Annotated in this window: 20 protein-coding genes; 8 read left to right on the forward strand and 12 right to left on the reverse strand. The window is 64.2% G+C overall.

Annotated features, from left to right (window positions below; all coding sequences use genetic code 11):
• Window positions 1-3: 3 nt before the first annotated feature.
• The 5 genes from HXS65_RS06230 to HXS65_RS06250 all read right to left on the reverse strand — a co-directional run bounded on the left by HXS65_RS06230 (window position 4) and on the right by HXS65_RS06250 (window position 6,720).
• Entirely contained in the window at window positions 4-891 is an 888-nt protein-coding gene (locus HXS65_RS06230) for a FadR/GntR family transcriptional regulator (RefSeq protein WP_084209624.1), read from the reverse strand.
• Between the two features lie 221 nt (window positions 892-1,112).
• Entirely contained in the window at window positions 1,113-1,406 is a 294-nt protein-coding gene (locus tag HXS65_RS06235) for a DUF6506 family protein (protein WP_084208052.1), read from the reverse strand.
• 252 nt (window positions 1,407-1,658) lie between these two features.
• Window positions 1,659-2,921: a serine hydroxymethyltransferase gene (gene glyA, locus HXS65_RS06240; RefSeq protein WP_077375029.1), complete on the reverse strand. Its 1,263-nt coding sequence runs from the start codon at window positions 2,919-2,921 to the stop codon at window positions 1,659-1,661.
• A 219-nt stretch (window positions 2,922-3,140) separates the two neighbouring features.
• Window positions 3,141-5,864, reverse strand: coding sequence for an ABC transporter permease (locus HXS65_RS06245; RefSeq protein ID WP_176493584.1), 2,724 nt, complete (start codon window positions 5,862-5,864; stop codon window positions 3,141-3,143).
• Window positions 5,865-5,907: 43 nt separating this feature from the next.
• Window positions 5,908-6,720: an ABC transporter ATP-binding protein gene (locus tag HXS65_RS06250; protein WP_176493461.1), complete on the reverse strand. Its 813-nt coding sequence runs from the start codon at window positions 6,718-6,720 to the stop codon at window positions 5,908-5,910.
• Between the two features lie 92 nt (window positions 6,721-6,812).
• Here HXS65_RS06250 and HXS65_RS06255 point away from each other — a divergent pair, with 92 nt between their 5' ends.
• Complete coding sequence (locus HXS65_RS06255) at window positions 6,813-7,556, forward strand: arylesterase (RefSeq protein WP_176493462.1); 744 nt, start codon at window positions 6,813-6,815, stop codon at window positions 7,554-7,556.
• A 219-nt stretch (window positions 7,557-7,775) separates the two neighbouring features.
• Window positions 7,776-8,675, forward strand: a complete 900-nt coding sequence (gene ppk2 / locus HXS65_RS06260; RefSeq protein WP_176493463.1) for a polyphosphate kinase 2 — start codon at window positions 7,776-7,778, stop codon at window positions 8,673-8,675.
• A gap of 36 nt (window positions 8,676-8,711) precedes the next feature.
• On the opposite strand, the gene HXS65_RS06265 is transcribed toward ppk2, so the two are convergent.
• Window positions 8,712-9,632 carry a DMT family transporter gene (locus HXS65_RS06265; protein ID WP_084208049.1) on the reverse strand — a complete coding sequence of 307 codons (921 nt, stop codon included), beginning with the start codon at window positions 9,630-9,632 and terminating at the stop codon, window positions 8,712-8,714.
• A gap of 139 nt (window positions 9,633-9,771) precedes the next feature.
• Here HXS65_RS06265 and HXS65_RS06270 point away from each other — a divergent pair, with 139 nt between their 5' ends.
• Entirely contained in the window at window positions 9,772-10,791 is a 1,020-nt protein-coding gene (locus HXS65_RS06270; protein WP_077375044.1) for a zinc transporter ZntB, read from the forward strand.
• 18 nt (window positions 10,792-10,809) lie between these two features.
• On the opposite strand, the gene HXS65_RS06275 is transcribed toward HXS65_RS06270, so the two are convergent.
• Window positions 10,810-11,142, reverse strand: coding sequence for a SelT/SelW/SelH family protein (locus tag HXS65_RS06275; RefSeq protein WP_077375047.1), 333 nt, complete (start codon window positions 11,140-11,142; stop codon window positions 10,810-10,812).
• A gap of 372 nt (window positions 11,143-11,514) precedes the next feature.
• On the opposite strand from HXS65_RS06275, the gene HXS65_RS06280 reads away from it, so the two are divergent.
• The 5 genes from HXS65_RS06280 (at window position 11,515) to HXS65_RS06300 (ending at window position 17,435) form a co-directional block, all read left to right on the forward strand.
• A complete protein-coding gene (locus HXS65_RS06280; protein ID WP_176493585.1) occupies window positions 11,515-12,816 on the forward strand; it encodes an MFS transporter in 1,302 nt (433 codons plus the stop codon).
• Window positions 12,817-13,035: 219 nt separating this feature from the next.
• On the forward strand, window positions 13,036-13,476 hold the full coding sequence (locus tag HXS65_RS06285) for a PAS domain-containing protein (RefSeq protein WP_077375053.1): 441 nt from the start codon (window positions 13,036-13,038) through the stop codon (window positions 13,474-13,476).
• A gap of 244 nt (window positions 13,477-13,720) precedes the next feature.
• Window positions 13,721-13,966 (forward strand): PA3496 family putative envelope integrity protein, encoded by a 246-nt coding sequence (locus HXS65_RS06290; RefSeq protein ID WP_077375056.1) that lies wholly within the window; start codon window positions 13,721-13,723, stop codon window positions 13,964-13,966.
• 213 nt (window positions 13,967-14,179) lie between these two features.
• Window positions 14,180-15,841, forward strand: coding sequence for an energy-dependent translational throttle protein EttA (gene ettA, locus HXS65_RS06295; RefSeq protein ID WP_077375059.1), 1,662 nt, complete (start codon window positions 14,180-14,182; stop codon window positions 15,839-15,841).
• Between the two features lie 217 nt (window positions 15,842-16,058).
• Window positions 16,059-17,435 carry a DUF2254 domain-containing protein gene (locus HXS65_RS06300; RefSeq protein ID WP_127734649.1) on the forward strand — a complete coding sequence of 459 codons (1,377 nt, stop codon included), beginning with the start codon at window positions 16,059-16,061 and terminating at the stop codon, window positions 17,433-17,435.
• Between the two features lie 142 nt (window positions 17,436-17,577).
• Here the strand turns inward: HXS65_RS06300 and HXS65_RS06305 are convergent, their stop codons facing one another.
• From HXS65_RS06305 to HXS65_RS06325, 5 genes are all read right to left on the reverse strand, one after another.
• On the reverse strand, window positions 17,578-17,739 hold the full coding sequence (locus HXS65_RS06305) for a DUF1328 domain-containing protein (protein ID WP_084208047.1): 162 nt from the start codon (window positions 17,737-17,739) through the stop codon (window positions 17,578-17,580).
• A 471-nt stretch (window positions 17,740-18,210) separates the two neighbouring features.
• Window positions 18,211-18,594 (reverse strand): hypothetical protein, encoded by a 384-nt coding sequence (locus tag HXS65_RS06310; RefSeq protein ID WP_084208046.1) that lies wholly within the window; start codon window positions 18,592-18,594, stop codon window positions 18,211-18,213.
• Window positions 18,595-18,602: 8 nt separating this feature from the next.
• On the reverse strand, window positions 18,603-19,520 hold the full coding sequence (gene lpxL / locus HXS65_RS06315; RefSeq protein ID WP_077375072.1) for an LpxL/LpxP family Kdo(2)-lipid IV(A) lauroyl/palmitoleoyl acyltransferase: 918 nt from the start codon (window positions 19,518-19,520) through the stop codon (window positions 18,603-18,605).
• Window positions 19,521-19,580: 60 nt separating this feature from the next.
• Window positions 19,581-20,714: an alanine racemase gene (gene alr / locus HXS65_RS06320; protein WP_176493464.1), complete on the reverse strand. Its 1,134-nt coding sequence runs from the start codon at window positions 20,712-20,714 to the stop codon at window positions 19,581-19,583.
• A 376-nt stretch (window positions 20,715-21,090) separates the two neighbouring features.
• Entirely contained in the window at window positions 21,091-22,461 is a 1,371-nt protein-coding gene (locus HXS65_RS06325) for a TolC family outer membrane protein (protein WP_077375077.1), read from the reverse strand.
• Between the last annotated feature and the right edge of the window lie 139 nt (window positions 22,462-22,600).

The raw sequence follows: 22,600 nt of genomic DNA on the forward strand, positions 1-22,600 counted from the left end.
GGGTCACTCTCTTGACAGAGGGGCGGAGAGACTGGGCAGCTGACCGAAACGACGTAGCAGCTCCAGCGGCTCCTGGGCGCGCCCGACACCGTGCGGCCCATCGGCCACCTCGGGCATGGCGAGCCCGAGATCGCGCCCGGTGCGATCCAGCACATGCAGGGTCGCGGCATGGGCCGCCTCCGGCTGGCGCAGACGAATCGCCTCCATCACCGCACGATGGCGACCGAGACTGTCGCCCAGCTCCGAGGCATTGTGATTGGAAGTCGCCACCAGCAGGCTGATCGAGGGCTTGAGCACATGGCCGAGCTGCGCCCAGATGACGTTGTGGGTCGCGGCGAAGATGGCGTCATGGAAGGCGATATCGGCGCGATCGAACTCCTCCATGGCGCTGCCGCCATGCACCGCCGCCGCCATGCCGTCGTAGGCCTGCTCGATGGCGGACAGGTCCTGGGCGGTGGCCTCGGTGGCCGCCAGTGCGGCAACGAAGGGTTCGATGGAAATGCGGAAGGCGTAGATATCCCGTGCCAGCTGCGGATGCGGCATCGCATAGCGTGTCATCCAGCCGGTGACGCGTGGGTCGAGCAGATGCCACTCGCTGAGCGGATTAACGCGCGTGCCCTGCCCGGTGGTGCGGGTCAGGATGCCGGCATTGACCAGACTCTGGATCGCGGTGCGTACGGTGGCGCGGCTCTGGGCGTGCTGATCGCAGAGATCCAGCTCACGAGGGATCAGACTGCCCGGCGGATAACGATTCTCGAAGATGGCCTGCGCCAGCCATTCCGCCACATCGACACGGGCGGTGGTCGACGATTCACTGGCGGACGCTGACGTTGGGGATGACGTGCTGGCACGCGGGTGGCCGCCTGCAGCACTCCTGGGTGGCGTGGGCATGATCGAACGTTCCTTGATGGCGTGGCGCGTCAATTGTGGCTCGCTCACCTCCCTCGCAGGATGGGTCGCGGTGCGCTCTTGTCCGTCAAGGAATAGCCCATGTCAGACATGCCAACAAGACACCTTAGACCAAGGGTGAGACCCGACTTTGGTCACACCTTTACGCAACTCCATGTTGCGCAAGGATTATTCAATTTCACCAGACTTCGCGCCATCTTCGCTCATGTCGCGAACCGGACACGACCGATCATCACCGTTCGCTCGGCGCCGCTGTCGGCCACCACCGTTCTCACCGCGGCCTCGCCTGCCGCGCCGAAGCTTGCCGAGAGCTCGATCTGACTGACCCCCTGGGCGATAAGCTCACTGACCAGTCGCTCGGCCGCCTTGAGCGAGCCCAGTGTCGCGACGGAGAGTCGCATCTCCCCGCTCCCCTGGCTGCTCAGCGAGGTATTGCCACTGTGCTCGACCAGAATCAGGAAGGCATGGTGCATAACGTCGTGCGTCTTCACGGCCATGACAGTCTCCTCACCACGAGATGGATCACGCATCAAGAAGCCTAGCGTGTCCCCGCGAGCATCAGGACTGATCTTTCTGAGCGCTTGTGGACCACGGATCAACGACATGTCGTCCTATCTGGACGTGAGCCGGGCACAAAAAAACGCCTGCCGCTTTCGCGACAGGCGTTCTCGAGCACCTCACTCCGAACCGATGGCCAGCTCCCTCATGATGCGAACATCATGTGTCGGCGAGCGCCATCCGTCAGGAACTCAGGCGTAGACCGGCAGACGTGCACAGACCTCGGAGACCTTGGCCTGTACCTCGGCTTCGGCAGCGGCGGAATCGCCAGCGACCATCGCCTCGAGGATGTCGCAGATCCAGCCCGCCAGATCCAGACACTCCTGCTCCTTGAAGCCGCGCGTGGTGACGGCCGGGGTGCCGATACGCAGACCGGAGGTGACGAACGGCGACTGCGGGTCACCCGGCACGGCATTCTTGTTGACGGTGATGTGGGCACGGCCCAGTGCCGCATCAGCGTCCTTGCCGGTCAGGCCCTGCTTGACCAGTGACAGCAGGAACAGGTGATCCTCGGTGCCGCCGGAGACGACTTCGAAGCCACGCTCCAGGAACACGGACGCCATGGCCTGGGCGTTCTTGACGACCTGCTGCTGGTAGGTCTTGAAGGACGGATCCATCGCTTCCTTGAAGCAGATCGCCTTGGCCGCGATGACGTGCATCAGCGGACCACCCTGGCCACCCGGGAAGACGGCGGAGTTCAGCTTCTTCTCGATGTCGGCATTGCCTTCGGCAGACAGGATCAGGCCGCCACGCGGACCGCGCAGGGTCTTGTGCGTGGTGGTGGTGACGACGTGGGCGTGGGGCAGCGGGCTCGGGTAGACACCGGCGGCGACCAGACCGGCCACGTGGGCCATGTCGACCAGCAGGTAGGCACCGACTTCGTCGGCGATCTTGCGGAACTCGGCCCAGTCGATGATCTGGGAGTAGGCGGAGAAGCCGGCGATGATCATCTTCGGCTTGTGCTCACGCGCCAGACGCGCGACTTCGGCGTAGTCGATCAGGCCGTTCTCGCCCAGACCGTACTGCACGGCGTTGTAGTGCTTGCCGGAGAAGTTCGGACGTGCACCGTGAGTCAGGTGACCACCCGCGTCCAGGCTCATGCCCAGAATGGTGTCGCCCGGCGAGACCAGCGCCTGGAAGACGGCACTGTTGGCCTGGGAACCGGCGTGCGGCTGAACGTTGGCGTAGGTGGCACCGAACAGTTCGCAGGCGCGATCGATGGCCAGCTGCTCGACCTTGTCGACGAACTCGCAACCGCCGTAGTAACGCTTGCCCGGGTAGCCTTCCGCGTACTTGTTGGTCAGCTGGGAGCCTTGCGCCTGCATGACGCGGGGGCTGGCGTAGTTCTCGGAGGCGATCAGCTCGATGTGAGCTTCCTGGCGAACGACTTCGTCGTCCATGGCGCTCAGGAGCGCATCATCAAAACCGGCAATCTGCATGTCACGGGTGAACATCGGGTGTCCTCGCCTGAAGGGTGATGACGACAGCGAATTCCGGCGCGGCCGGATCGCCATCTAGGGGTAAGATCAGGACCAGCATGATACCTCAGCCGGCGGTCCGATTCACATGAATCAGCATCATTGTTAACGCAAGATGGCCTCACGATCGACACGACGATCCCGAGGCCATCCTGCGGCGGCGTCATGCACTGCGCTGATGCTGCCTTTCCGTGCTCACTGCAGGGCGCGCAGCCCTGCCATGGGCGGCTGGCGGCGCACTTCCCGCGACAGCCAGAAGCCCAGCCCGCCGACCAGCACAGCGCCGATCAGCGGCAGGCCGAGCCACAGCCACGGATGCAGCACCACCGGTAGGCCCAGCCAGCCGGAATAGAGCCCGACCGCCGCGCCTTCCGCCAGCATCGCACCCAGCAGACCGCTCAATGCCCCCAGCAGCACGAACTCGGCAGCCTGCAGACGGGCCAGCAGGCTCTGCCCGGCACCGAATACCTTGTAGAGCGCGCCTTCGTGTTCTCGTGCGGGGCGGCTGGCCACCAGGGCCGCGTAGAGCACGCTGGCACCGGCCAGCAGTACCAGACCGAGAATCAGCTCGACGGCCCGCGAGACCTGGGCGATCAGCTCCTGCACCCGCGTGAGAATCGCGTCGATGTTGATCAGGGACACGCTGGGGTAATCGCGCACCAGCGGTGCCAGCGCTCCCTCCTCCTCGAGATGAAACGCCGTCATGTAGCTGTGGGCGAAGCTCTCGAGCGCCCCGGGCGGGAAGATGACATAGAAGTTGGGCATGAAGCTGTCCCAGTCCACATGGCGCAGATTGACCACCTGCGCCTTGAGGGTCTCGCTGCCGATGGTGAACGACAGGCTATCGCCGATGGACAGTCCCATGCGCTGCGCCAGGTCTTCCTCCATCGAGACCGGCACCCCCTGCGCCTCGGCGATGGCCTGACGGCGCGAGGGTTCGGCATCCGCGAAGTCCTCGAGCGGCGCCCAGTCACCTGCCGTCACGCGGTTGTGATCAGGCAGATCACGATGCCAGGTGAGGTTGAGCTCACGCTGGGGCACGCCGCGTGAGGATTCAGCCTCCCCGGTGCCTTCCTGCATGCCACCGGCCGCCTGCTCCGTGTCCGGCTGACGTTCACGGGTAGCGGCATTTTCCAGCGCCCGCTGCTGTGAGCGACCCAGCAGGGATTCGCCTTTCAGGGCGGTGATGCGCCCCCGCACCATCGGATAGAGCTCACTCAGGCCGTCTTGGGTCGACTCAGCCCCTTGCGCCTCCACGATGGCCGACAGCTCCTCGCCGAAGGCCTGCTGCTGGCCCGGCTGGATGTTGATGGCGAAGTGGTTGGGGGCATTGGCCGGAATCTGCGCCTGCCAGCGGCTGATCAGATCACCACGCACCAGCGCGATCAGTGCCACGGCCGCGAAGGTGACGGCGAAGGCCACCAGCTGACCGAGACTGGCGCCGCGACGCCGCGCCAGCAACCCGCCCGCCAGACGGACCGGCCGACTCCAGCCGCCCTGTCCCCGCGTACGCGCCACCACCTTGACCATCAGTGACAGCAGCAGCTGCCCCACCACCAGCAACAGTCCCAGCCCGATGATGCCACCGACCAGCAACCCGGCCGCCAGCATGAGATCGCCCGAGTAGAGCCACATCAAGGCGCCGAACACCAGACTGGCCATCGCCACCACCACCCAGGCCGAGGCCGGCAGCGGGGCCAGTTCACGCCGCAGCACCTTGAGCGCACTGACCTGACGCAGGCGCAGCAGCATCGGACCGGCGAAGCCGGCCAGCACCGCCAGTGCCGTCAGAATCCCCAATGCCAGCGGCAAGGGGCCCGGCGCCGGCAGCTCCAGCGGCAGGAAGCGCTCCAGCAGTGCCACCAGCCCCATCTGCCCCAGCAGCCCCAACACGGCCCCCAGGGTGCTGGCCAGCAGCGCCAGCCAGCCAAGCTGAGCGGCAAACAACCGTGACAGCTGACGCTGGGAAGCCCCGAAGCAACGCCATAGCGCGGCACTGTCCAGATGGCGTTCCACATAGCGGCGCGTCGACATCGCCACCGCGACCCCGGCCAGCAGCACCGCCACCAGCCCGGCCAGACTCAGATACTTGTCGGCACGCTCCAGTGAGCGCCCCAGTCGCGGGCGATCCTCGCGCACGTCCTTGAGGCGCACCTCGGCATTGTCGGCACTCGTCAGCAGCGGCGCGATGGCATCGCGCGCCTGCTGCACCGCCGCCGGATCGCCAGCGGCCAGCAGGCGATATTCCATGCGTGAACCGGGCTGGATCAGACCGGTCGCCTCGAGATCCGCCATGTTGAACATCAGGCGCGGGCTGAATTCGGAGAAACCACCCTGCTGGTCCGGCTCACGAGTGATCAGACCGGTCAGGGTCAGGGTCTTGCGTCCCACGGTGAGGGTATCCCCCGGCGACACTCCCAGCGCCGTGGCCAGGCGTGGCACCAGCCAGGCCTCCCCGGGTGGCGGGATGGCGGGGCGCGTGGCGGCTCTCTCGCCATCAGCCGACCCGTCGTCGGCAGGCTTGCCGTCCGCCCCCGCGATTCGGGTCTCGGGCGTATCGGAGGCAAGCTCGACCTGCCCCATCAGCGGATACCCCGGCGAGACTGCCTTGAGGCTCGAGAGCACGAAGCTGTCGCCATGCGAGGCCATCGAGACCATGCCCAGCTGCGGCGACAGCTCGAGCCCGGCCTCCTCGAAGGCCTGCCGGAAACGCGGGTCCAGTGGATTGCTGGACTCCAGCACCAGATCTCCCCCCAGCAGCTGTCCCGCCTGGCGCGTGAGACCACGATCCAGACGATCCAGAAAGAAGCCGATCATGGTGGTCGCGGCCACCGCCAGCATCAACGCCAGAAACAGCGCCCGCACATCGCTGGCACGCAGGTCCCGCAGCAGGCCACGCAACGCAAGCGGCAGACGCATGGCGCCCCCGCGCGGCGATCGCGCGTCAGATGTCATGCTGGCATCAGTCATGCTGCCCTCCTTGCGGTTTGGCCACCGCAGGTGCCGTGGCATCGTCCCGCCATTCGACCAGCTTGCCGGCTTCCAGCGTCAGACAGCGATCACAGCGCTTGGCCAGGGTCAGATCATGGGTGACCAGAATCAGCGTGGTGCCGCGCTCACGGTTGAGCGTGAACAGCAGCTCCGCGATGCGATCACCGGTAGCGGTATCCAGATTGCCGGTGGGCTCATCGGCGAACACCAGCCCCGGCCCCGCCACGAAGGCGCGGGCGATCGCCACCCGCTGCTGCTCACCACCGGACAGATGACGCGGCAAGTGATCAAGACGCTCTCCCAGCCCCACTCGCGCCAGCCAGTCGCGCGCCCTGGCCTCGATATCGCCCCGGGGCGCCAGCTCCAGCGGCATCAGCACGTTCTCCAGCGCCGTCAGGGTCGGCAGCAGCTGGAAATTCTGGAACACGAAGCCCACCTGCCCCGCGCGCAGCGCCGCACGCCCGTCTTCATCCAATCCGGCAAGCGAGGTGCCGAACAGGCGAATATCGCCTTGGGTCGGACTGTCCAGCCCCGCCAGCAACCCCAGCAGCGTAGATTTTCCGGAACCACTGGCCCCGATGATCGCCACGCTCTCGCCGGCTGCCACGGCAAGCTCTAGATCTTCAAGAATGGTCAACTGGCCGTCACCGCTGGCGACACGCTGGGTCAGACCCGTGACATTGAGGACTGCCGTCGGCGCCTGCGGATTCGCTGCTGACGGTGCCGCGACTGACGCATGATCCGACGCAAAGGGGGCGTCGTTAATGGAGGCGTTATGTGACATCGTGTCTGCTCGCTTATGGTAGTGAACGGGATGGCCATGAACGCCAGTCCCCGAAACGGATGTGAAACGTGTGCAGATGATGGAGATGAGGAATGCAGAGATGGCTGGTGAATCGCCGTGAAACGCAACGTCTGTCCCGAGTCGCCGAACCGCGCGTCACGCGCAAGACTGCCGGACTCACGCGGCTGCGCAATGCGCTTGCCAGTACGGCACTGACCCTTGTGGCCGTGCTGGCGCCTCAGGTGGCGCTGGCAGAGGCGCCGGCTCCCTGGCTGGTGGTCGGCGACTCCCTCTCGGCCGGCTACGGCATCGACAGCAGCCGGGGTTGGGTCGCGTTGCTCGACGAGCGCCTCGAGGACACCCTGGGCAACGATGCGCCGGAGGTCATCAATGCCAGCATCAGCGGCGATACCACCGAAGGCGGCCTGAATCGCCTGCCGGCACTGCTCGACCGACACGACCCTTCGCTGGTGATGATCGAACTGGGCGGCAACGATGGCCTGCGCGGCCTGCCGCCTGCGCGCATGCAATCCAATCTGGCCAGCATGATCGATGCCGTGGAGGATGCCGGCGCCCAGCCCGTGCTGCTGGGGATCGAGATCCCGCCCAACTATGGCCCGGCCTATACCGACGCCTTCCGCCAGGTCTATCGAGACCTGGCCGACGAATACTCCGTGCCGTTGGTGCCCTTCATTCTCGAGGGCATCGCCACGGCGCCGGCCGGCCAGAAACTGATGCAACAGGACCGTATCCACCCGACGGCCAAGGCCCAGCCGAGGTTACTGGACAACATCTGGCCGACGCTCAAGCCGCTCGCGCTACCTGCCACACAATGACCCTGCACGTGTCTACCTTGCCTGAACATGACATGGGGCATCCCGGTCAGAATCAAAGGTGACGGTGGTTTCCCGAAGGGCGTGTCCTCTCGATGCGCCCTCTCGATACGTCCTCCCGACAAGCCCTCTTGTCATGCCCTGCCGCCACGCTTTTCATCACGCTCGTCCATCGTGCCCCGCCCGGGGCGCTTCGCCCTTCAGAGCACTGAGGATTCCACCATGAGCAAGTCCCGCAAGGCAGCCCCCGGCAAGTCAGCCCCCACAGCGACACCCGCGCATGCGGCAACCGGGCAGCCCCCGCCGGCCCCCGAGACTCCTCACATGACGCTCGGGCCGGTCTCCAGCGACGCCTACCCTTACGACAAGCGGCTCAAGCGCAAGGTCTACGAGGCCGAGAAGCGGGCCCTGCAGATCGAGCTGCTCAAGGTCCAGCATTGGCTGCGTGACAGTGGCGAGCGGCTGGCCATCGTGTTCGAGGGGCGTGACGCCGCCGGCAAGGGCGGCACCATCAAGCGCTTCATGGAATACCTCAACCCGCGTTTCGCGCGCATCGTGGCACTGGACAAGCCCAACGAGACGGAGAAGGGACAGTGGTACTTCCAGCGCTACGTCTCGCGCTTTCCCACCAGTGGTGAAGTCGTGCTGTTCGATCGCAGCTGGTACAACCGTGCAGGAGTCGAGGCGGTGATGGGCTTCGCCAGCCCTGACGAGGTCGAGCGTTTTCTCATCCAGGTGCCACAGCAGGAGCGCCTGTGGGTCGAGGATGGCCTGCATCTGGTCAAGCTCTATTTCTCGGTCTCCCGGGAAGAGCAGTCCAATCGTTTCGCCAAGCGCGCCGCCGACCCGCTGACGCGCTGGAAACTGTCACCGATGGACGCCGTGGCCCAGGAGAAGTGGGACGACTACACCACCGCGGCCGAGGCGATGTTCGCGCGTACCCACAGTCGCCACGCGCCCTGGACGCTGATTCGCTCCGATGACAAGCGTCGTGCTCGCATCGGCGCGCTGCGCCATGTGCTCAGCCAGCTCGACTACCCCGGCAAGGATACACGGCTGATCGGCACGCCGGACCCATTGATCGTGGTGGATGCCGGCCGTCTGATCCTGCCCACGGACTAGTACGCCCCTGAGGATGCAGACGCGGGTGGAGCACGCTCATGTCGTGTGTGACAGTGTCTCCGGCGCCTTCTGCAGCTGCTGCAGGCCCAGGCCTGCCAGAATCAGCACCAGCCCCGCGAGTGTCGAGGTCAGAATCGGCTCGCCGACGATGAAGTGCAGCAGCGTCAACGACACGGGGGGAGACAGGAAGATCAGATTGGAGACCTTGGCGGTACGCGACACCTTGTGGACCGCCAGCTGCCAGAGCACGAAGGCGATGCCCATCTCGCACAGGCCGACATAGAGCCCGGCCATCAGCGCCTGAGGATTGGCGTCTTCCCCGATGAAGTTGCCAAACCCCGGCCCGATGGCCACCAGCAGCGTCAGCACCGGCAAGGCGACGCTGAAGTTCTGCCACTGGGCGACCAGCGGGGCGCGGGCATCCCGCGCGTTCAGCAGCCAGTAGAGGGCCCACAGCAGGGTCGAGCCCAGCGCCAGCCCGACGCCGAGGGGGTCGGCGAAGGCGACATCGAACACCTGCCCGCGGGTGGCGATGGTCCACACCCCGGCGTAGGCGATCAGCCCCGCCGCGACATCGATGCGCGTCAGGCGCTGCGCGAGGATCGGCACGGCAAGAAAGGCCATCGCCAGTGCCCAGGTATAGTTGAGCGCCATGGCCTCCTGCCCCGGCAGACGTGCATAGGCGCCGAACAGCACCAGATAATAGCCGACCGGGTTCATCAGTCCGGCCCAGGCCGCTGTCCGCCAGCCGCCTTTCCAGCCGCTGGCGAGCGCCTCGCGCAGCCGACCCTGACGCCACATCAGCACGCCGATCAACAGCCAGGAGACTAGCGCTGCCAGCCACACCAGCTCCAGCGGCGACATCTGCGCCAGCGCCAGCTTGAAGGCCGTTGCCACGGTCGACCACAACCCGACCGCTCCCAGACCATAGAGCATGGCCTCCCTGTCCTGACTCATGGCATGCTTCCTCGCAATTCGGATACCGCCATCCTGGCGGTGTCGACCTGACGCCCATGCCCGCCATGCGCGTCGCAGGCTTGAGCATCGCGCGCGTGGCGTGCAGCTGCAAGCCCGTGTACGCAAAGGACGCTTTACGATGACCACCAGCCCCTCCTCGCAGCTACCGCACGCCAACCCGCAGCCCGACCCCCCCTCCACGGCGCTGGTCAGCGCCTACCGTCTCGACGGCAAGGGCAGCGCGACCCTCTTGAGCGATGATGAGCTGCGCCAGGCCTGGCAGGAGCCGGAGGCCTTGATCTGGATGCACCTCGATTACACGCGAGGCGACGTCAATGATTATCTCGCCGGCATCGCGCAGCTGGATGATCCCAGCATCGAGGCCCTCACCGAGCTGGACACACGCCCACGCGTCGCACGTTTCGGCGGCGGCATCGTCACCACCCTGCGCGGCATCAATCTCAACCCGGGTGCCGCGCCGGAAGACCTGCTGTCACTGCGCCTGTGGATGAGCCCGACTCGCCTGATCACCCTGCGCCGACGCCCCTTCCAGTCGATCACCCAGGTACGCGAGCAGCTGGAAGCCGGCCAGGGAGCCGAAAACATCTCCTGGCTGCTGGCGATGATCAGCGATGCGCTGGTCGATCGCGTCGCCGAGCTCAGCCACCGCCTTGACGATCAACTGGCGATCCTCGAGGAGGATCAGCTCAATGACGTGGAGATCGATCCCGACGACATCACGCGGCTACGCCGCCCGTTGATCACCCTGCGGCGCTTCATGGGGCCTCAGCGCGACTGCCTGGCCCAGCTGGCTCAGGGGCCCTTGTGGATCGATGAGCAGGCGCGATTGGACCTGCGCGAGATCGCCAACCAGCTGTCGCGTTACGTGGAGGACTTTCAGGCCATGCAGGAACGCGCCCTGATCCTTCACGAGCAGCGCATGAGTGAGCACAACGAGCAGCTCAACCAGCGCATGTACCTGCTCTCCGTCATCACCGCCGTCTTCCTGCCGCTGGGCTTCCTCACCGGACTGCTGGGCGTCAATGTCGGCGGGATTCCCGGCAGCGAGAGCCCATGGGGCTTCACGCTGTTCGTCGGCATGACGCTTGGGGTGGTCGCGATGCAGATGTGGCTGCTCAAGCGCAAGAAATGGTGGTGACGCGGATCGGGGCATCCGTCACGGTGTCGGGGTGCCCTGTTCGCGGCTGGCGCGGTCGATATGACCGAGATCGCGCTCCGGGTCGAGCACATCACGCACGCGTTGCTTGAGGTCACGGCTGTCCGGGAAGCCGCCATCCCGCTTGCGCTCCCAGAGCACCTGCCATTCGGCGTCAGGCGCAGGCTGGCAGAGCACCTCGAAGTGCCCGCCGTGACTGGGCGCGAGAGCGACCTCATCCAGCGCTTCCCCGAAGGTGGAGAGCAGTTCCTGGGCATACCAGGCCGCGCGCAGCAGCCAGTTGCAGCCGGTGCAGTAGTGAATGCGAATCTTGAGCGTGGACGGTTGATCCATGAGAGCGAGCGTTCCAATCGTGAATGATGAGTTGCCGTTCCCACTTCACTGCAGCGAGGCGTTCGGGTCAATGCCGAAATGCGTGCAGGGATGAGAGCGTCGACAACTGGCACTGGGCATCCCCGCACGGGCACGGAATAATGAGGATTCAGCCGCCGACCTTCGGAGCCATGCATGTCAGACCCGTCATCGTCCTCGTCCCCATCGTCTCCCTCCTCGCGCTCGGCCTCAAGGCCCTCGTCAGATGCCTCGACGGAGGCCACGACGACAGGGACGCCTGCCCCCCAGAAGGAGCACGCCACGGGACAACGCCCGGAGCAGGCCCAGGTCAAGGACACCACCAGCGGCGCCCAGAGCCGCTTCTTCGAGCGCATGACCGGCGATGAAGACTCGCGCATGTGCAAGGATATCTCCGAGGATGCCTGCCATCAGCAGCCCGGCAATGTCTGGCGTCATCTGCTGGCCTCGCTGGGGACCAAGCTGGCCGACGAGCTGGCAAGTGCACGCCTGGTGCTGCCGTGGCTGCTGGGATTGATCGGCGCCCCGGTGTGGATGGTGGGGCTGCTGGTGCCGATTCGTGAAGCCGGCGCCCTGCTGCCGCAACTGGTGGTGGCGGGCTTCATCCGCCCGCTCCCGCGGCGCAAATGGGTCTGGGTCGCGGGGTCCGTGCTGCAAGCGCTGATGGCCCTCAGCCTGGTGATCATCACGCTGCTCTCTCGAGGCGACGGTGACAGTGGCCTGGGCGGCAGCCTGGCCGGTGGCCTGGTGCTGGGGTGTCTGGTCGTGCTGTCACTGGGGCGTGGCGTGGCCTCCATCGCCACCAAGGACGTGCTGGGCAAGACGATCGCCAAGCAGCGCCGTGGCCGCCTGATGGGATGGAGTGGCAGCCTGGCCGGCGCCATGACGTTGCTCGCGGGGGGTGTTCTGATGCTGCTGGGCGAGCAGCCCGGTCAACAGGTGCTTGCCACCCTGATGGCGATCGCGGCACTGGGCTGGAGTCTGAATGCTTTCTGCGCGGCGCTGATCAAGGAAGATCGCGGCGCCACCAGCGGCGGTGCCAATGCCTGGGACACCGTGCGCCAGGGGTTCAGCCAGCTGCGCCATGAGGCCGCCTTCCGCAATTTCAATCTGGCGCGTGCGCTGTTGCTCTCAAGTGCCCTGGCCCTCCCCTACATCGCGCTGCTGGGCCAGCAGCAGAGTGGCGAAAGCCTCGGCGGACTCGGGGTACTGGTGGTCGTGTCAGGCCTGGCGGGCATGGTCGCCAGCCCCATCTGGGGCAAGCTTGCCGATACCTCGAGTCGGCGCGTGATGCGCAACGCCGGCGCCGGTGCCGCCGTGTGCTGCGCGCTGGCCGGCAGCATGGTGTGGTGGCCCGGAGCGCTTTCCGACAGCGTCTGGAGTTATGCCGTGGTCTACGGGTTGCTGGTGATCGCACATTCCGGCATTCGTCTGGGACGCAAGACCTACGTGGTGGATCTCGCCAGCGCTGACAATCGCGCGCTCTACGTGGCTCTGTCCAACACCCTCACCGGCGTGCTGATGCTGGTGCTGGGTCTGGCCATCGGCGGTCTGGCCCAATGGCTGGGCAGCGAGTGGCTGCTGCTGATTCTGGCCGGTGTCGCCACGGCGGCCGCCCTGTGTGCGCAACGTCTGCCGGAAGTGGAAGACGACTGATACCGGACAGAGCGGTCTGCCAAACCTCGCGACGGGGGCCCGGGACAGGCGCTGGCCCCCGACACATTAGCGGCTGCGATTGCATAAGCCGCGTCTCCCCGCCATAGTGAAACCGATGATGGTGCTGGAATGTCCGGGCACACGGACAGGCACCCGATACCCGTACTCTCGGGCTCGGTCACAAGGGCCGGGTTCTTTAGCCGCAAGGATCAGTGCCAGATGAAAAGACCCCACATGATCAGCCCCGAGCTGCTCGAGAGAGTGGTGAATGCCTCGGACGATGGCATCGTGGTGGCCGAACAGGAAGGTGACGAGAACATCCTGATCTACGTGAATCAGGGCTTCGAGCGCCTTACCGGTTACAGCGCCGACGAGATTCTCTACCGCGATTGCCGTTTTCTGCAGAATGACGACCGTGACCAGCCACAGCTGGACAACATCCGTGCCGCGCTGCGCGACAAGCGCCCGTGCCGCGAGATACTGCGCAACTATCGCAAGGATGGCAGCCTGTTCTGGAACGAACTCTCCATGACACCGGTCTTCGACGAGCACGACAATCTCCAGTACTTCGTCGGAGTCCAGAAGGATGTCACCAGCCTGATGACCGCGCATGAGGAGCTGGAGCGCCTGCGGGAAGCCCGCAAGAGCGATGTCGAGTGACCACTGACACGCTCCCCTCCTTTCGGCCATGAACGACTCGCCAACGCCCACCACCCGGTGGGCGTTGGCGTTCGTGCGCAGACGAAAACTTCCCCGCGACCCACCAGAGCATGCTTCCACGCACACAGGACTTGTCATCGAACTTCTCCAGCGCTATATAGCGAAGGAGCCTTCGGCAGGTCGCCGCAGGCGGTGTCTGACGCCTCGCGTCTGGCAGACTGATTCATGATCGGGAGGTCCGCCCATGGCCCGCGAACAATTCCTCGACGATATCGATGCTACCGCCCTGGCGGAGGAAGCCACCAACGACGTGGACTTCGAACTGTCTTCCAGCTCCACCCCCGCCAGGCCCCAGCGCAGCGACTCGCGCCAGCGCCTCGAAGCCCTGCTGGAAGAACGTGCGCTGGCACGCTCCATCCGTGAAGGCTGGGACGATGAAGCGGATGATGATGACCTGCTGGACGCCAGTGACTGGGGAGAGGAGGAGTGAGCGCCTCGCGATGAGGCCGGGGCTGGCCTCGAGATGCCCCTTCAGGGAAGGTTCGCTACACCGCTTCCCTGTGAAGGCCAGGGGGTTCAGCCCCGTCAGCGAACCGGCCATGGAATGGCCGCCGTCACGCCAACGATGGCCCTGACTGGTCAAGCGTGACCACGGGCACTATCATCAGCGCGTCATTCCATTCTCCAACCAAATTGGGATTCCATGGCGCAATACGTCTATACCATGAACCGGGTGGGCAAGGTCGTCCCCCCGAAGCGCGAGATTCTCAAGGACATCTCGCTGTCCTTCTTCCCGGGTGCCAAGATCGGTGTGCTCGGTCTCAACGGCTCGGGCAAGTCCTCGCTGCTGCGCATCATGGCCGGCGTGGATCAGGACTACAACGGCGAAGCGCGTCCCATGCCGGGCCTCAATGTCGGCTACCTGCCCCAGGAGCCGGAGCTCGATGATTCCAAGAACGTGCGCGAGTGCGTCGAGGAATCTCTGGCCCACATCAAGAATGCCCAGGCGGAGCTGGATGAAGTCTATGCCGCCTACGCCGAGCCGGACGCCGACTTCGACGCCCTCGCCGCGCGTCAGGCCAAGCTCGAGGACCTGATCCAGGCCTCAGACGCCCACAACCTCGAGCGCAAGCTGGAAGTGGCCGCCGAAGCGCTGCGTCTGCCGCCGTGGGATGCCAATGTCGGCGTGCTGTCCGGTGGTGAGCGTCGCCGTGTCGCCCTCTGCCGTCTACTGCTCTCGAGCCCCGACATGCTGCTGCTGGATGAGCCGACCAACCACCTGGACGCCGAGTCCGTCGCCTGGCTGGAGCGCTTCCTGCACGATTACGCCGGCACCGTGGTCGCCATCACCCACGACCGTTACTTCCTCGACAATGTCGCGGGCTGGATTCTCGAGCTCGACCGTGGCCAGGGCATTCCCTTCGAAGGCAACTATTCCTCGTGGCTGGAGCAGAAGGACGCTCGCCTGCAGCAGGAAGCCAAGCAGGAAGCCTCACGCAACAAGGCCATCCAGCAGGAGCTCGAGTGGGTTCGCCAGAATCCCAAGGGTCGTCAGGCCAAGAGCAAGGCGCGTCTCAACCGCTTCGAGGAAATGCAGTCCGGTGATTTCCAGAAGCGCAACGAGACCAACGAGATCTACATTCCGCCGGGACCGCGTCTGGGCGACAAGGTCATCGAGCTGCACAACGTCACCAAGCGTTTCGAGGACAAGCTGCTGTTCGACGACCTGTCCTTCACCATTCCCCAGGGTGCCATCGTCGGTATCGTCGGCGGCAACGGTGCGGGCAAGTCCACGCTGTTCAAGCTGGTGACCGGCAAGGAAACCCCGGACAGCGGCGAAGTGGTGCTGGGCGAGACCGTCAAGATCGCCTACGTCGAGCAGCTGCGTGATGGCCTGGAAGACAATCAAACTGTCTGGGAAGCCGTCTCCGGTGGCCAGGACATGCTCAACATCAATGGCCATGAAGTCTCCTCGCGCGCCTATGTCGGCCGCTTCAACTTCAAGGGCACGGATCAGCAGAAGCGTCTGTCTGATCTGTCCGGTGGTGAGCGTGGTCGTCTGCAGCTGGCGCAGACGCTCAAGCAGGCCGCCAACGTGCTGCTGCTGGATGAGCCGTCCAACGATCTGGACATCGAGACCCTGCGTGCACTGGAAGAGGCGCTGCTCGCCTTCCCGGGCTGTGCACTGGTCATCTCGCACGACCGCTGGTTCCTGGATCGCATCGCGACCCACATCCTCGCCTACGAAGGGGACTCCAACGTGGTGTTCTTCGAGGGCAGCTACAGCGAGTACGAAGAGGATTACCATGCGCGTGTCGGCAACGATGCGCCCAAGCGCATGAAGTACAAGCGTATCGATGCCTGATCCGGTGATCTGAACCGCTGGATTGACCAGGACGCCCTTGCCGCTGACGCCGCAAGGGCGTCCTGCGTTTGAGGCAAGCCTCACAAGGGCGCTCCTGCTTCGCCTCTGGCACTTGCAGTCAGGCCGAACACGGGAGATAACGGAGCGAATGCTTGCCGTCACTCACGGCCGTCCGTCGCACACGCCGTCGCGCCACTCACAGGATCAGGAATTGCCCATGAATCGCTGGCTGCAACAGCCGCTGATGTGGTTACGCACCTTCACCACCAGCATCGCCTATCTGCCAAGCCTGCTGGCGACGCTCTATATCCTGCTTGGCTTGATCTCGGTGCTGCCTTCCGGCCTCCCCGAGCCACATGAACTGCCAGCCAGCGAGATGCTGAATGCCCTGACCTTCAAGGAGCACGACACGCCGCGCACTCTGCTGGCGGCACTGGTCGGCGGGCTCATTTCGCTGATGGTCTTCAGTTTCACCATGGTGATGAGCGTGCTGACCCAGGCGGGCGCACAGTTCTCCCACAAGCTGCTGCTGGGGCTGGTGACCGAGCGTCACCATCAGCTGGTGCTGGGACATTATCTGGGCAGTCTGCTGTTCCTGCTCATCAACCTGATGGTACCCAATACCGGCGATTCGCCAACGCTATGGCGCTCCATCGCGGTCTATCTGGGCGTGTTGATGATGGTCAATTGCCTGGGGATGTTCATCTACTTCATCCACCAGGCATCACAGTCCGTGCAGATCAATGCCGTGGCTCGCCGCCTGTCCGGGCGCACGCGGGTCTCGCTTGAACGACTGCGAGAGCGCAATCGCCACGACGGTTTCGGCGAGCGCCAGATCACTCGCGACACGTCACGCTGCCAGCTGCTGAGAGCAAAGCGACGCGGCTATGTGCAGCAGGTCGATTTCGCGGCCCTTCGCCAGCTGGCCATCGACCACGACATGATCGTGCACCTGGACTTCGCGCTCGGGGCCTTCATCGTCAGTGGCATGCCGCTGATGCGCATCGAATGGCCTGCGGGCCTGCCCGAAGGCGTCTCGGCGGGTGATGAGCTCGATGAGCATCATCAGGCAGGACTGATCAAGAAGCTGCGCGCGGCACTGGGCTATCTGGATGGGGAATCCGTCGATGACCTTCACGAGCACGGCCTGACCCAGCTGATGGAAGTCGCCATCAAGGCGCTGTCCCCCGGCATCAATGATCCGGGCACCGCACGCCTGTGCCTGCATCAACTCACCGAACTGCTCAGTGAGCGCATGCAGCTGCCCCTGTGCAACTGCTGCGTGGATGAGGAAGATCACATACGGGTCAGCTGGGAGATGGAGAGCTTCGACAGTCTGCTCTACCGCAGCATCTCCCCCATCCTGCACTATGGTCGTGATGACCTCTCGATCTGTCTGGCACTGCTCTCGCTGCTCAAGACACTGTCACTGCTGGGCAGCGATGACGCGCAACTGGCATTGCTGCAACAACATGCCGACAAGGTGGTGGAGGCCATCCTTGCCCAGGCACAGTTCGAGGTGGACAGGCGCTTCATCGAGCAGGGCCTCAAGGCCGGGCATCATCGTCTGACGCTGCCAGGTACCCCGTGGTGACGTGCTGGCCTGATGACTTGCTGCTGGCCTGATGACTTGATGGCTTGCTGACCTGAAGGCCTGATGGCCTGTTGAACACGCAAACGCCCGCAGCGGTCGCTACCGTCTGCGGGCGTTTGCGTCGTGATGAAAGCCGTCCGTATCAGGGCTTGCGACGCCCCTTGAAGAACGACACCAGGAACAGCACCAGGAAGACGACGAACAGTACCTTGGCGATGGTGGCCGCAGTACCTGCGATACCGCCAAAGCCGAGTACGGCGGCAATCACGGCAACAATCAGAAAGATGATGGCATAGTTGAGCATGGCAATTCCTTATGTCATGGAGAACCGGTAGTGGGCGACGACCGCAGCGGCACGACGACTGCCTCTGCATGTGGCGCCTCATTCGACGCGCTCGCCCTTCGCTCATCAGGTGTGGCTGCTGACGTGATTGCCAGAGGGCGGAGTCACGACAGACCGCTTGATCACCTTGTCCATGTGAAGATGGTAATCAATACAAGTAAAGTCAAGGCCATGTCTCGAATCGGTAAAAGATTTTCCCGCGCGGTTGAAAGCCTCCCTCATCATCCGCAGGTCTATTTTCAGGCACACGGCAGGCGGCATCCGGTTGGCCGCACGCATGCAGCTCGGACAAGTGGCGCTGCTTGTCGGGTGCCGCCTGATCTCCATCGAAAACGCCCCGCCAGGAAGTTCCTGGCGGGGCGTTTTCGATGATGCCCATGCGTGTCGCGTCACGGCAGATCTCGTCGGCTCACACATGGGCTCAAGTGACGTTTACAGCGCCGCGATCATGGCCTCAGCATAGGCGATGAGCTCCGGCTCGCTCATGACCTCGACCCGATTCAGGCCACTGTCCACGCTGGCAGGCCGCCCTTCCTTCACCAGCAGCGTACGCGGATAGCCCGCCCCACCGATGCGCTCGCTCAGCTGCGCATGTGCCTCACTCAGATAGACTCCGCGAGTCTCCTGCACGCACAGACTCACCAGCGGCAGACCACCTCGCGCCAGGGCCGCCTCGAAGGCCGGCAGCGCCGGACGCTGACGCACGGTGCAGTCCGGGCACCACTGCGCAATCTGATTGAGGACGAAGGTATCGCCGGCCGCCAGGCGTGCTTCGACATCGGCCAGAGTGGCGAGAGAAGACGTGTCATTGCTCATGGTTCACCTCAATACAGGGACGGATCGGATTTCTCTGGACGAGTCTTGAAACGGCGATGCAACCACAGGTACTGCTCGGGATGCTTACGGATCGCCCCCTCGATGAAGGCATTGATGCGCGTGGCATCCGCGACATCATCGCCACTCGGGAAGTTGTCGAGTGCCGGGAGATACTCCAGCGTATAGGTACGATTGTCCGGATTGCGGTGGAACATCAAGGGCATCACCGGCGCCCCTGTCATGCGGGCGATCTTGGCCGTCAGCTTGATGGAGGCGGCATCGATACCGAAGAACGGCGCGAAGACGCTGACGTCCCGACCGAAATCCTGATCCGGCGAATACCACACGCCATGCCCGCTCTTGATGCGGCGCACCACACCCCGCAGGTCATGACGGTCGATGGCGGTGCCGAAGATGCCATTGCGCGCGCGCGTCATGAAACGCTCGAACAGCGGGTTGTCATGCGGGCGATAGACGACATCGGCCGGGAAGAACAGCGAGTGCAGTGCGCCACCGAGATCCAGTGTCGAGAAATGGATGCCCACGATGAGCGCGCCCTTGCCCTGAGCCATGGCGCGCTCCATGTGCTCCTGACCCTTGAAGGTCACGCGGTCGCGCATGTGCTCCGGGTCTCGACACCACCCCGTGGCGGTCTCGAAGATGCCGATACCGTTGGCATGGAAGGTCTTGCGTACCTGACGCGCACGCTCCGCTTCGCTCCATTCGGGGAAGCACAGCTTGAGATTGGTGTCCGTGATATGGCGACGACGCTTGCCGAAACGCCATGCCAGCTCACCGATGCCGCGCCCCAGCCACAGCTTGGCGCACCAGGGCAGGAAGGCCGAGGCCTTCATGGCCCCGATTCCCAGCCAGGCCGGCCAGTAACGGGGATGCGCAAAACTCTCGGGGTAGGTCTTCTTGGCCATGACTCTCTCGTTCAACGGGCAACGGCGGCCATTGTAGACCGCCCGAGCCCTGCCGTCAGGTCAGGCGCACGTATCCACTGCCTGAGAGGCCATCGGGTCCGCCTCGCGTGCCTGACCACCGTGATAATGCTTGGGAACACGCGGCAGGATCCCTGTCAGCAGGGTATAGCTGATGGTGTCACAACTGGCGGCCACGCGATTGACCTCCAACCCCTCGCCCCACAGCACCACGCGAGAACCGACGCCCGCTTCCGGCAGGTCGGTGATATCCACCGTCAGCATGTCCATCGACACCTTGCCGGCCAGCACGGTTTCCTGGCCATCGACCAGTACGGGGGTCCCGTCCACCGCATGGCGATCGTAGCCATCCCCATAGCCACAGGCGACGACACCGATACGTGTCGGACGCGTCGCCACGAAACGTCCGGCATAGCCCACCGGCTCGCCGATGGCGATCTCGCGTACGGCAATGATGGCGGAAGACAGGGTCATCACCGGCTTCAGACGGCGGCTGGCATCATTGGCCCCTTCCAGCGGGTCCGCGCCGTACAGCATGATGCCGGGACGATTCCAGGCGGCATGCGATTGCGGCCAGGCAAGCGTCGCCGGGGAGTTGGCCAGACAGAGTGGCAGGGCAAGCTCAGCGGCCAGCGCTTCCACTGCCGCCATCTGATGCTGGAAATAAACGGGCGTCAGGCTGTCGGCCGTGGCGAAATGCGTCATCAGGTGAAGGTCCTGCGCCTTGCCACTCGCCACCAGGCGTTCCTTGACCGCCCTGGCCTGCTCGGCATCGAAGCCGAGACGATGCATGCCGGAATCGAACTTGATCCAGCAGGATATCGGCCCGGGGAGCGTTGCCGCCTCCAGGGCGGCCAGCTGCCATTCACTGTGGATGGCACACCAGAAGTCATGCTGCGCCGCCAGCTGGTATTCCGATGCCTCGAAGACACCTTCGAGCAATACCACCGGATGCGTGATACCGCCTTCCCGCAGCGCGAGCGCTTCTTCGATGGTCGCGACGGCAAATGCCGGTGCCAGATCTGCCAGCGCACGGGCACATGCCACGGCCCCGTGGCCATAGGCGTCTGCCTTGATCACGGCGAGCGAGCGGGAATTCGGCGCCAGCTCACAGGCCAGCTGATAATTGTGGCGCAGGGCATCCAGATCAATATCAGCACGCAACGGGCGGGACATGAGGCAACTCCAGACAATGAGAAAGAGGGACAGACACGACGAATCACGCACGGGTGACGCAGCAAGTTGGGACCTGCCAACGAGCGAGCAAGGCACGCACCATGAAAAGGAGGCGGCCAACCGGAGCAGGCGTTCTCCAGCCATCAATTATTTTCCATCATCGCGCCAAGGTCACGGTGAAAACCACCAAACATCAAGCCAACTTCTTGACGTTATCTCTGGTTTTCATCAAATCAATGGCATATTCCTCCAGACAAGCATCACAGCTGTTGTCATTCACGCTTCACGGCGAGATTTCTGCCCCCCGATACGCGAACACCCCCACCGGCAATGGCCGATGGGGGTGTCAGGAGAAGCCGGTCAGGCCAGTATCAGATCACTGGGCCGGGCCATCCAGCTCGGTGTCGTCTTCGTCCTGCAGAACCAGTGATACCTGACGATCGCGCTTGAGGCTCTCGTTCAGATCGCGCACGGTGTTGACGTCGATGATGCCCGCCGCCTGGCGCAGGTTGAGCAGATCCAGCACGTAGGTGTAACGCGAGGAGGCATAGTCCGCCAGGGCTTGATAAAGCGCCTGCTCGGCATCCAGCACATCGACGATGTTACGGGTACCGACTTCATACCCCGAGCGCGTGGCTTCCAGCGCGCTGCGGCTGGAGACGATGGCCTGCTTGCGCGCCTTGACCGTCAGGACGTCGCTGCGGACCTGACTGTAGAGCGAACGCACGCTCTGGGTGGTGGAACGCTGCTGGTCCAGCAGGTCGTACTGGCTCTGCTCCAGCAGGTGCGTGCTCTGGCGTACCTGCGCGGATGTGCGACCACCGGTATAGATCGGCAATGACGCCTGGATACCGATCTGGTTGTATTCCTGATATCCCCCGGAGGATGCGACGTCGGTTTCATCATAGGAGTAGGTCGCGAAGGCACCGACTTCCGGCAGATGACCGGCACGCGAGGTCTTGACGTCACCCTTGGCGACATCGACACCCTTCTGCGCGGCACCGATCAAGGGATTGTTGACCAACGCCATCTCGACCCACTTGCCACGACTGGCGGGCACCGGCGCTTCGATGGCGAGATCCTCTTCCAGCCCATCGATGGAATCGTATTGCTGGCCGGTCAATTGCTGAAGTGCCTCGAAGCTGACCTGCAGGTCGGCTTCCGCGGCAATCCGCTGGGCGCGTGCGTCATCAAAGGACGCTCTGGCCTCCTGGACATCGGTGATCGCGATCAGCCCGACCTCGAACTGCTGATTGGCCTGATCCAGCTGACGGGAAAAGGCCTTCTCCTGCGCGATGCGCGCATCCAGCACATCCCGGTTGTTGAGGATGGTGAAGTACGCGGAGGCCACATCGTACAACAGCTGCTGCTGATCGGAATCCAGCAGCAGTTTCTGCTGCTCGGTACTGTCCTTGCTGGTCGCCAGCTCATACCAGTCGGCAGCGTCGAACAGCTGCTGATTCACGTTGAGCACGATGTTGCTGTCGGTGTAATCCCCTTCCACACCGCTCTGGGAATTGCCCGTGACATCGGTGCGTGACACGGTGCCGGTGGCCGAGATCTGTGGCAGCAGATCCGAAAGCTCGATCCGCTCGTTGTCCTCGACGCTCTGATACAGAGAGCGAGAGGACGACAGGCTGGCATTGTGGGTCAGCGCATCACGGGTAATGTCGAGCAGATCGGCAGCCTGGGCCTGGGTCGCGAAACCCATCGCCAGCACCAGAGGCAGTATGCGTATGTTGGCCATGTATGCGTATTCCTGATCGGTAACAGTCAGTCGTGACCTGCATGATGCGCCAAAGGCACCAAGGCAAGGGGAGATAAGGTCGTTTCACGGGCCGGCTGATGACGGCATCAGCCCCTTCGGGGGCGGGTCGTGGAAAAAG

This window comes from Cobetia sp. 5-25-4-2 (assembly GCF_013374075.1).
In the GTDB taxonomy this organism is placed as follows: Bacteria; Pseudomonadota; Gammaproteobacteria; order Pseudomonadales; family Halomonadaceae; genus Cobetia; species Cobetia marina.

Bases quoted from the DNA above. Each gene is read 5' to 3' on its own strand.
- lpxL (WP_077375072.1), bottom strand. From the start codon at position 19,520: ATGGCCAAGAAGACCTACCCCGAGAGTTTTGCGCATCCCCGTTACTGG.
- HXS65_RS06305 (WP_084208047.1), bottom strand. From the start codon at position 17,739: ATGCTCAACTATGCCATCATCTTTCTGATTGTTGCCGTGATTGCCGCC.
- HXS65_RS06270 (WP_077375044.1), top strand. From the start codon at position 9,772: ATGACCACCAGCCCCTCCTCGCAGCTACCGCACGCCAACCCGCAGCCC.
- HXS65_RS06230 (WP_084209624.1), bottom strand. From the start codon at position 891: ATGCCCACGCCACCCAGGAGTGCTGCAGGCGGCCACCCGCGTGCCAGC.
- HXS65_RS06245 (WP_176493584.1), bottom strand. From the start codon at position 5,864: ATGCGTCTGCCGCTTGCGTTGCGTGGCCTGCTGCGGGACCTGCGTGCC.
- HXS65_RS06250 (WP_176493461.1), bottom strand. From the start codon at position 6,720: ATGTCACATAACGCCTCCATTAACGACGCCCCCTTTGCGTCGGATCAT.
- HXS65_RS06235 (WP_084208052.1), bottom strand. From the start codon at position 1,406: ATGGCCGTGAAGACGCACGACGTTATGCACCATGCCTTCCTGATTCTG.
- HXS65_RS06275 (WP_077375047.1), bottom strand. From the start codon at position 11,142: ATGGATCAACCGTCCACGCTCAAGATTCGCATTCACTACTGCACCGGC.
- HXS65_RS06300 (WP_127734649.1), top strand. From the start codon at position 16,059: ATGAATCGCTGGCTGCAACAGCCGCTGATGTGGTTACGCACCTTCACC.
- HXS65_RS06310 (WP_084208046.1), bottom strand. From the start codon at position 18,594: ATGAGCAATGACACGTCTTCTCTCGCCACTCTGGCCGATGTCGAAGCA.
- ettA (WP_077375059.1), top strand. From the start codon at position 14,180: ATGGCGCAATACGTCTATACCATGAACCGGGTGGGCAAGGTCGTCCCC.
- ppk2 (WP_176493463.1), top strand. From the start codon at position 7,776: ATGAGCAAGTCCCGCAAGGCAGCCCCCGGCAAGTCAGCCCCCACAGCG.
- HXS65_RS06255 (WP_176493462.1), top strand. From the start codon at position 6,813: ATGCAGAGATGGCTGGTGAATCGCCGTGAAACGCAACGTCTGTCCCGA.
- HXS65_RS06265 (WP_084208049.1), bottom strand. From the start codon at position 9,632: ATGAGTCAGGACAGGGAGGCCATGCTCTATGGTCTGGGAGCGGTCGGG.
- alr (WP_176493464.1), bottom strand. From the start codon at position 20,714: ATGTCCCGCCCGTTGCGTGCTGATATTGATCTGGATGCCCTGCGCCAC.
- HXS65_RS06285 (WP_077375053.1), top strand. From the start codon at position 13,036: ATGAAAAGACCCCACATGATCAGCCCCGAGCTGCTCGAGAGAGTGGTG.
- HXS65_RS06280 (WP_176493585.1), top strand. From the start codon at position 11,515: ATGACCGGCGATGAAGACTCGCGCATGTGCAAGGATATCTCCGAGGAT.
- HXS65_RS06290 (WP_077375056.1), top strand. From the start codon at position 13,721: ATGGCCCGCGAACAATTCCTCGACGATATCGATGCTACCGCCCTGGCG.
- glyA (WP_077375029.1), bottom strand. From the start codon at position 2,921: ATGTTCACCCGTGACATGCAGATTGCCGGTTTTGATGATGCGCTCCTG.
- HXS65_RS06325 (WP_077375077.1), bottom strand. From the start codon at position 22,461: ATGGCCAACATACGCATACTGCCTCTGGTGCTGGCGATGGGTTTCGCG.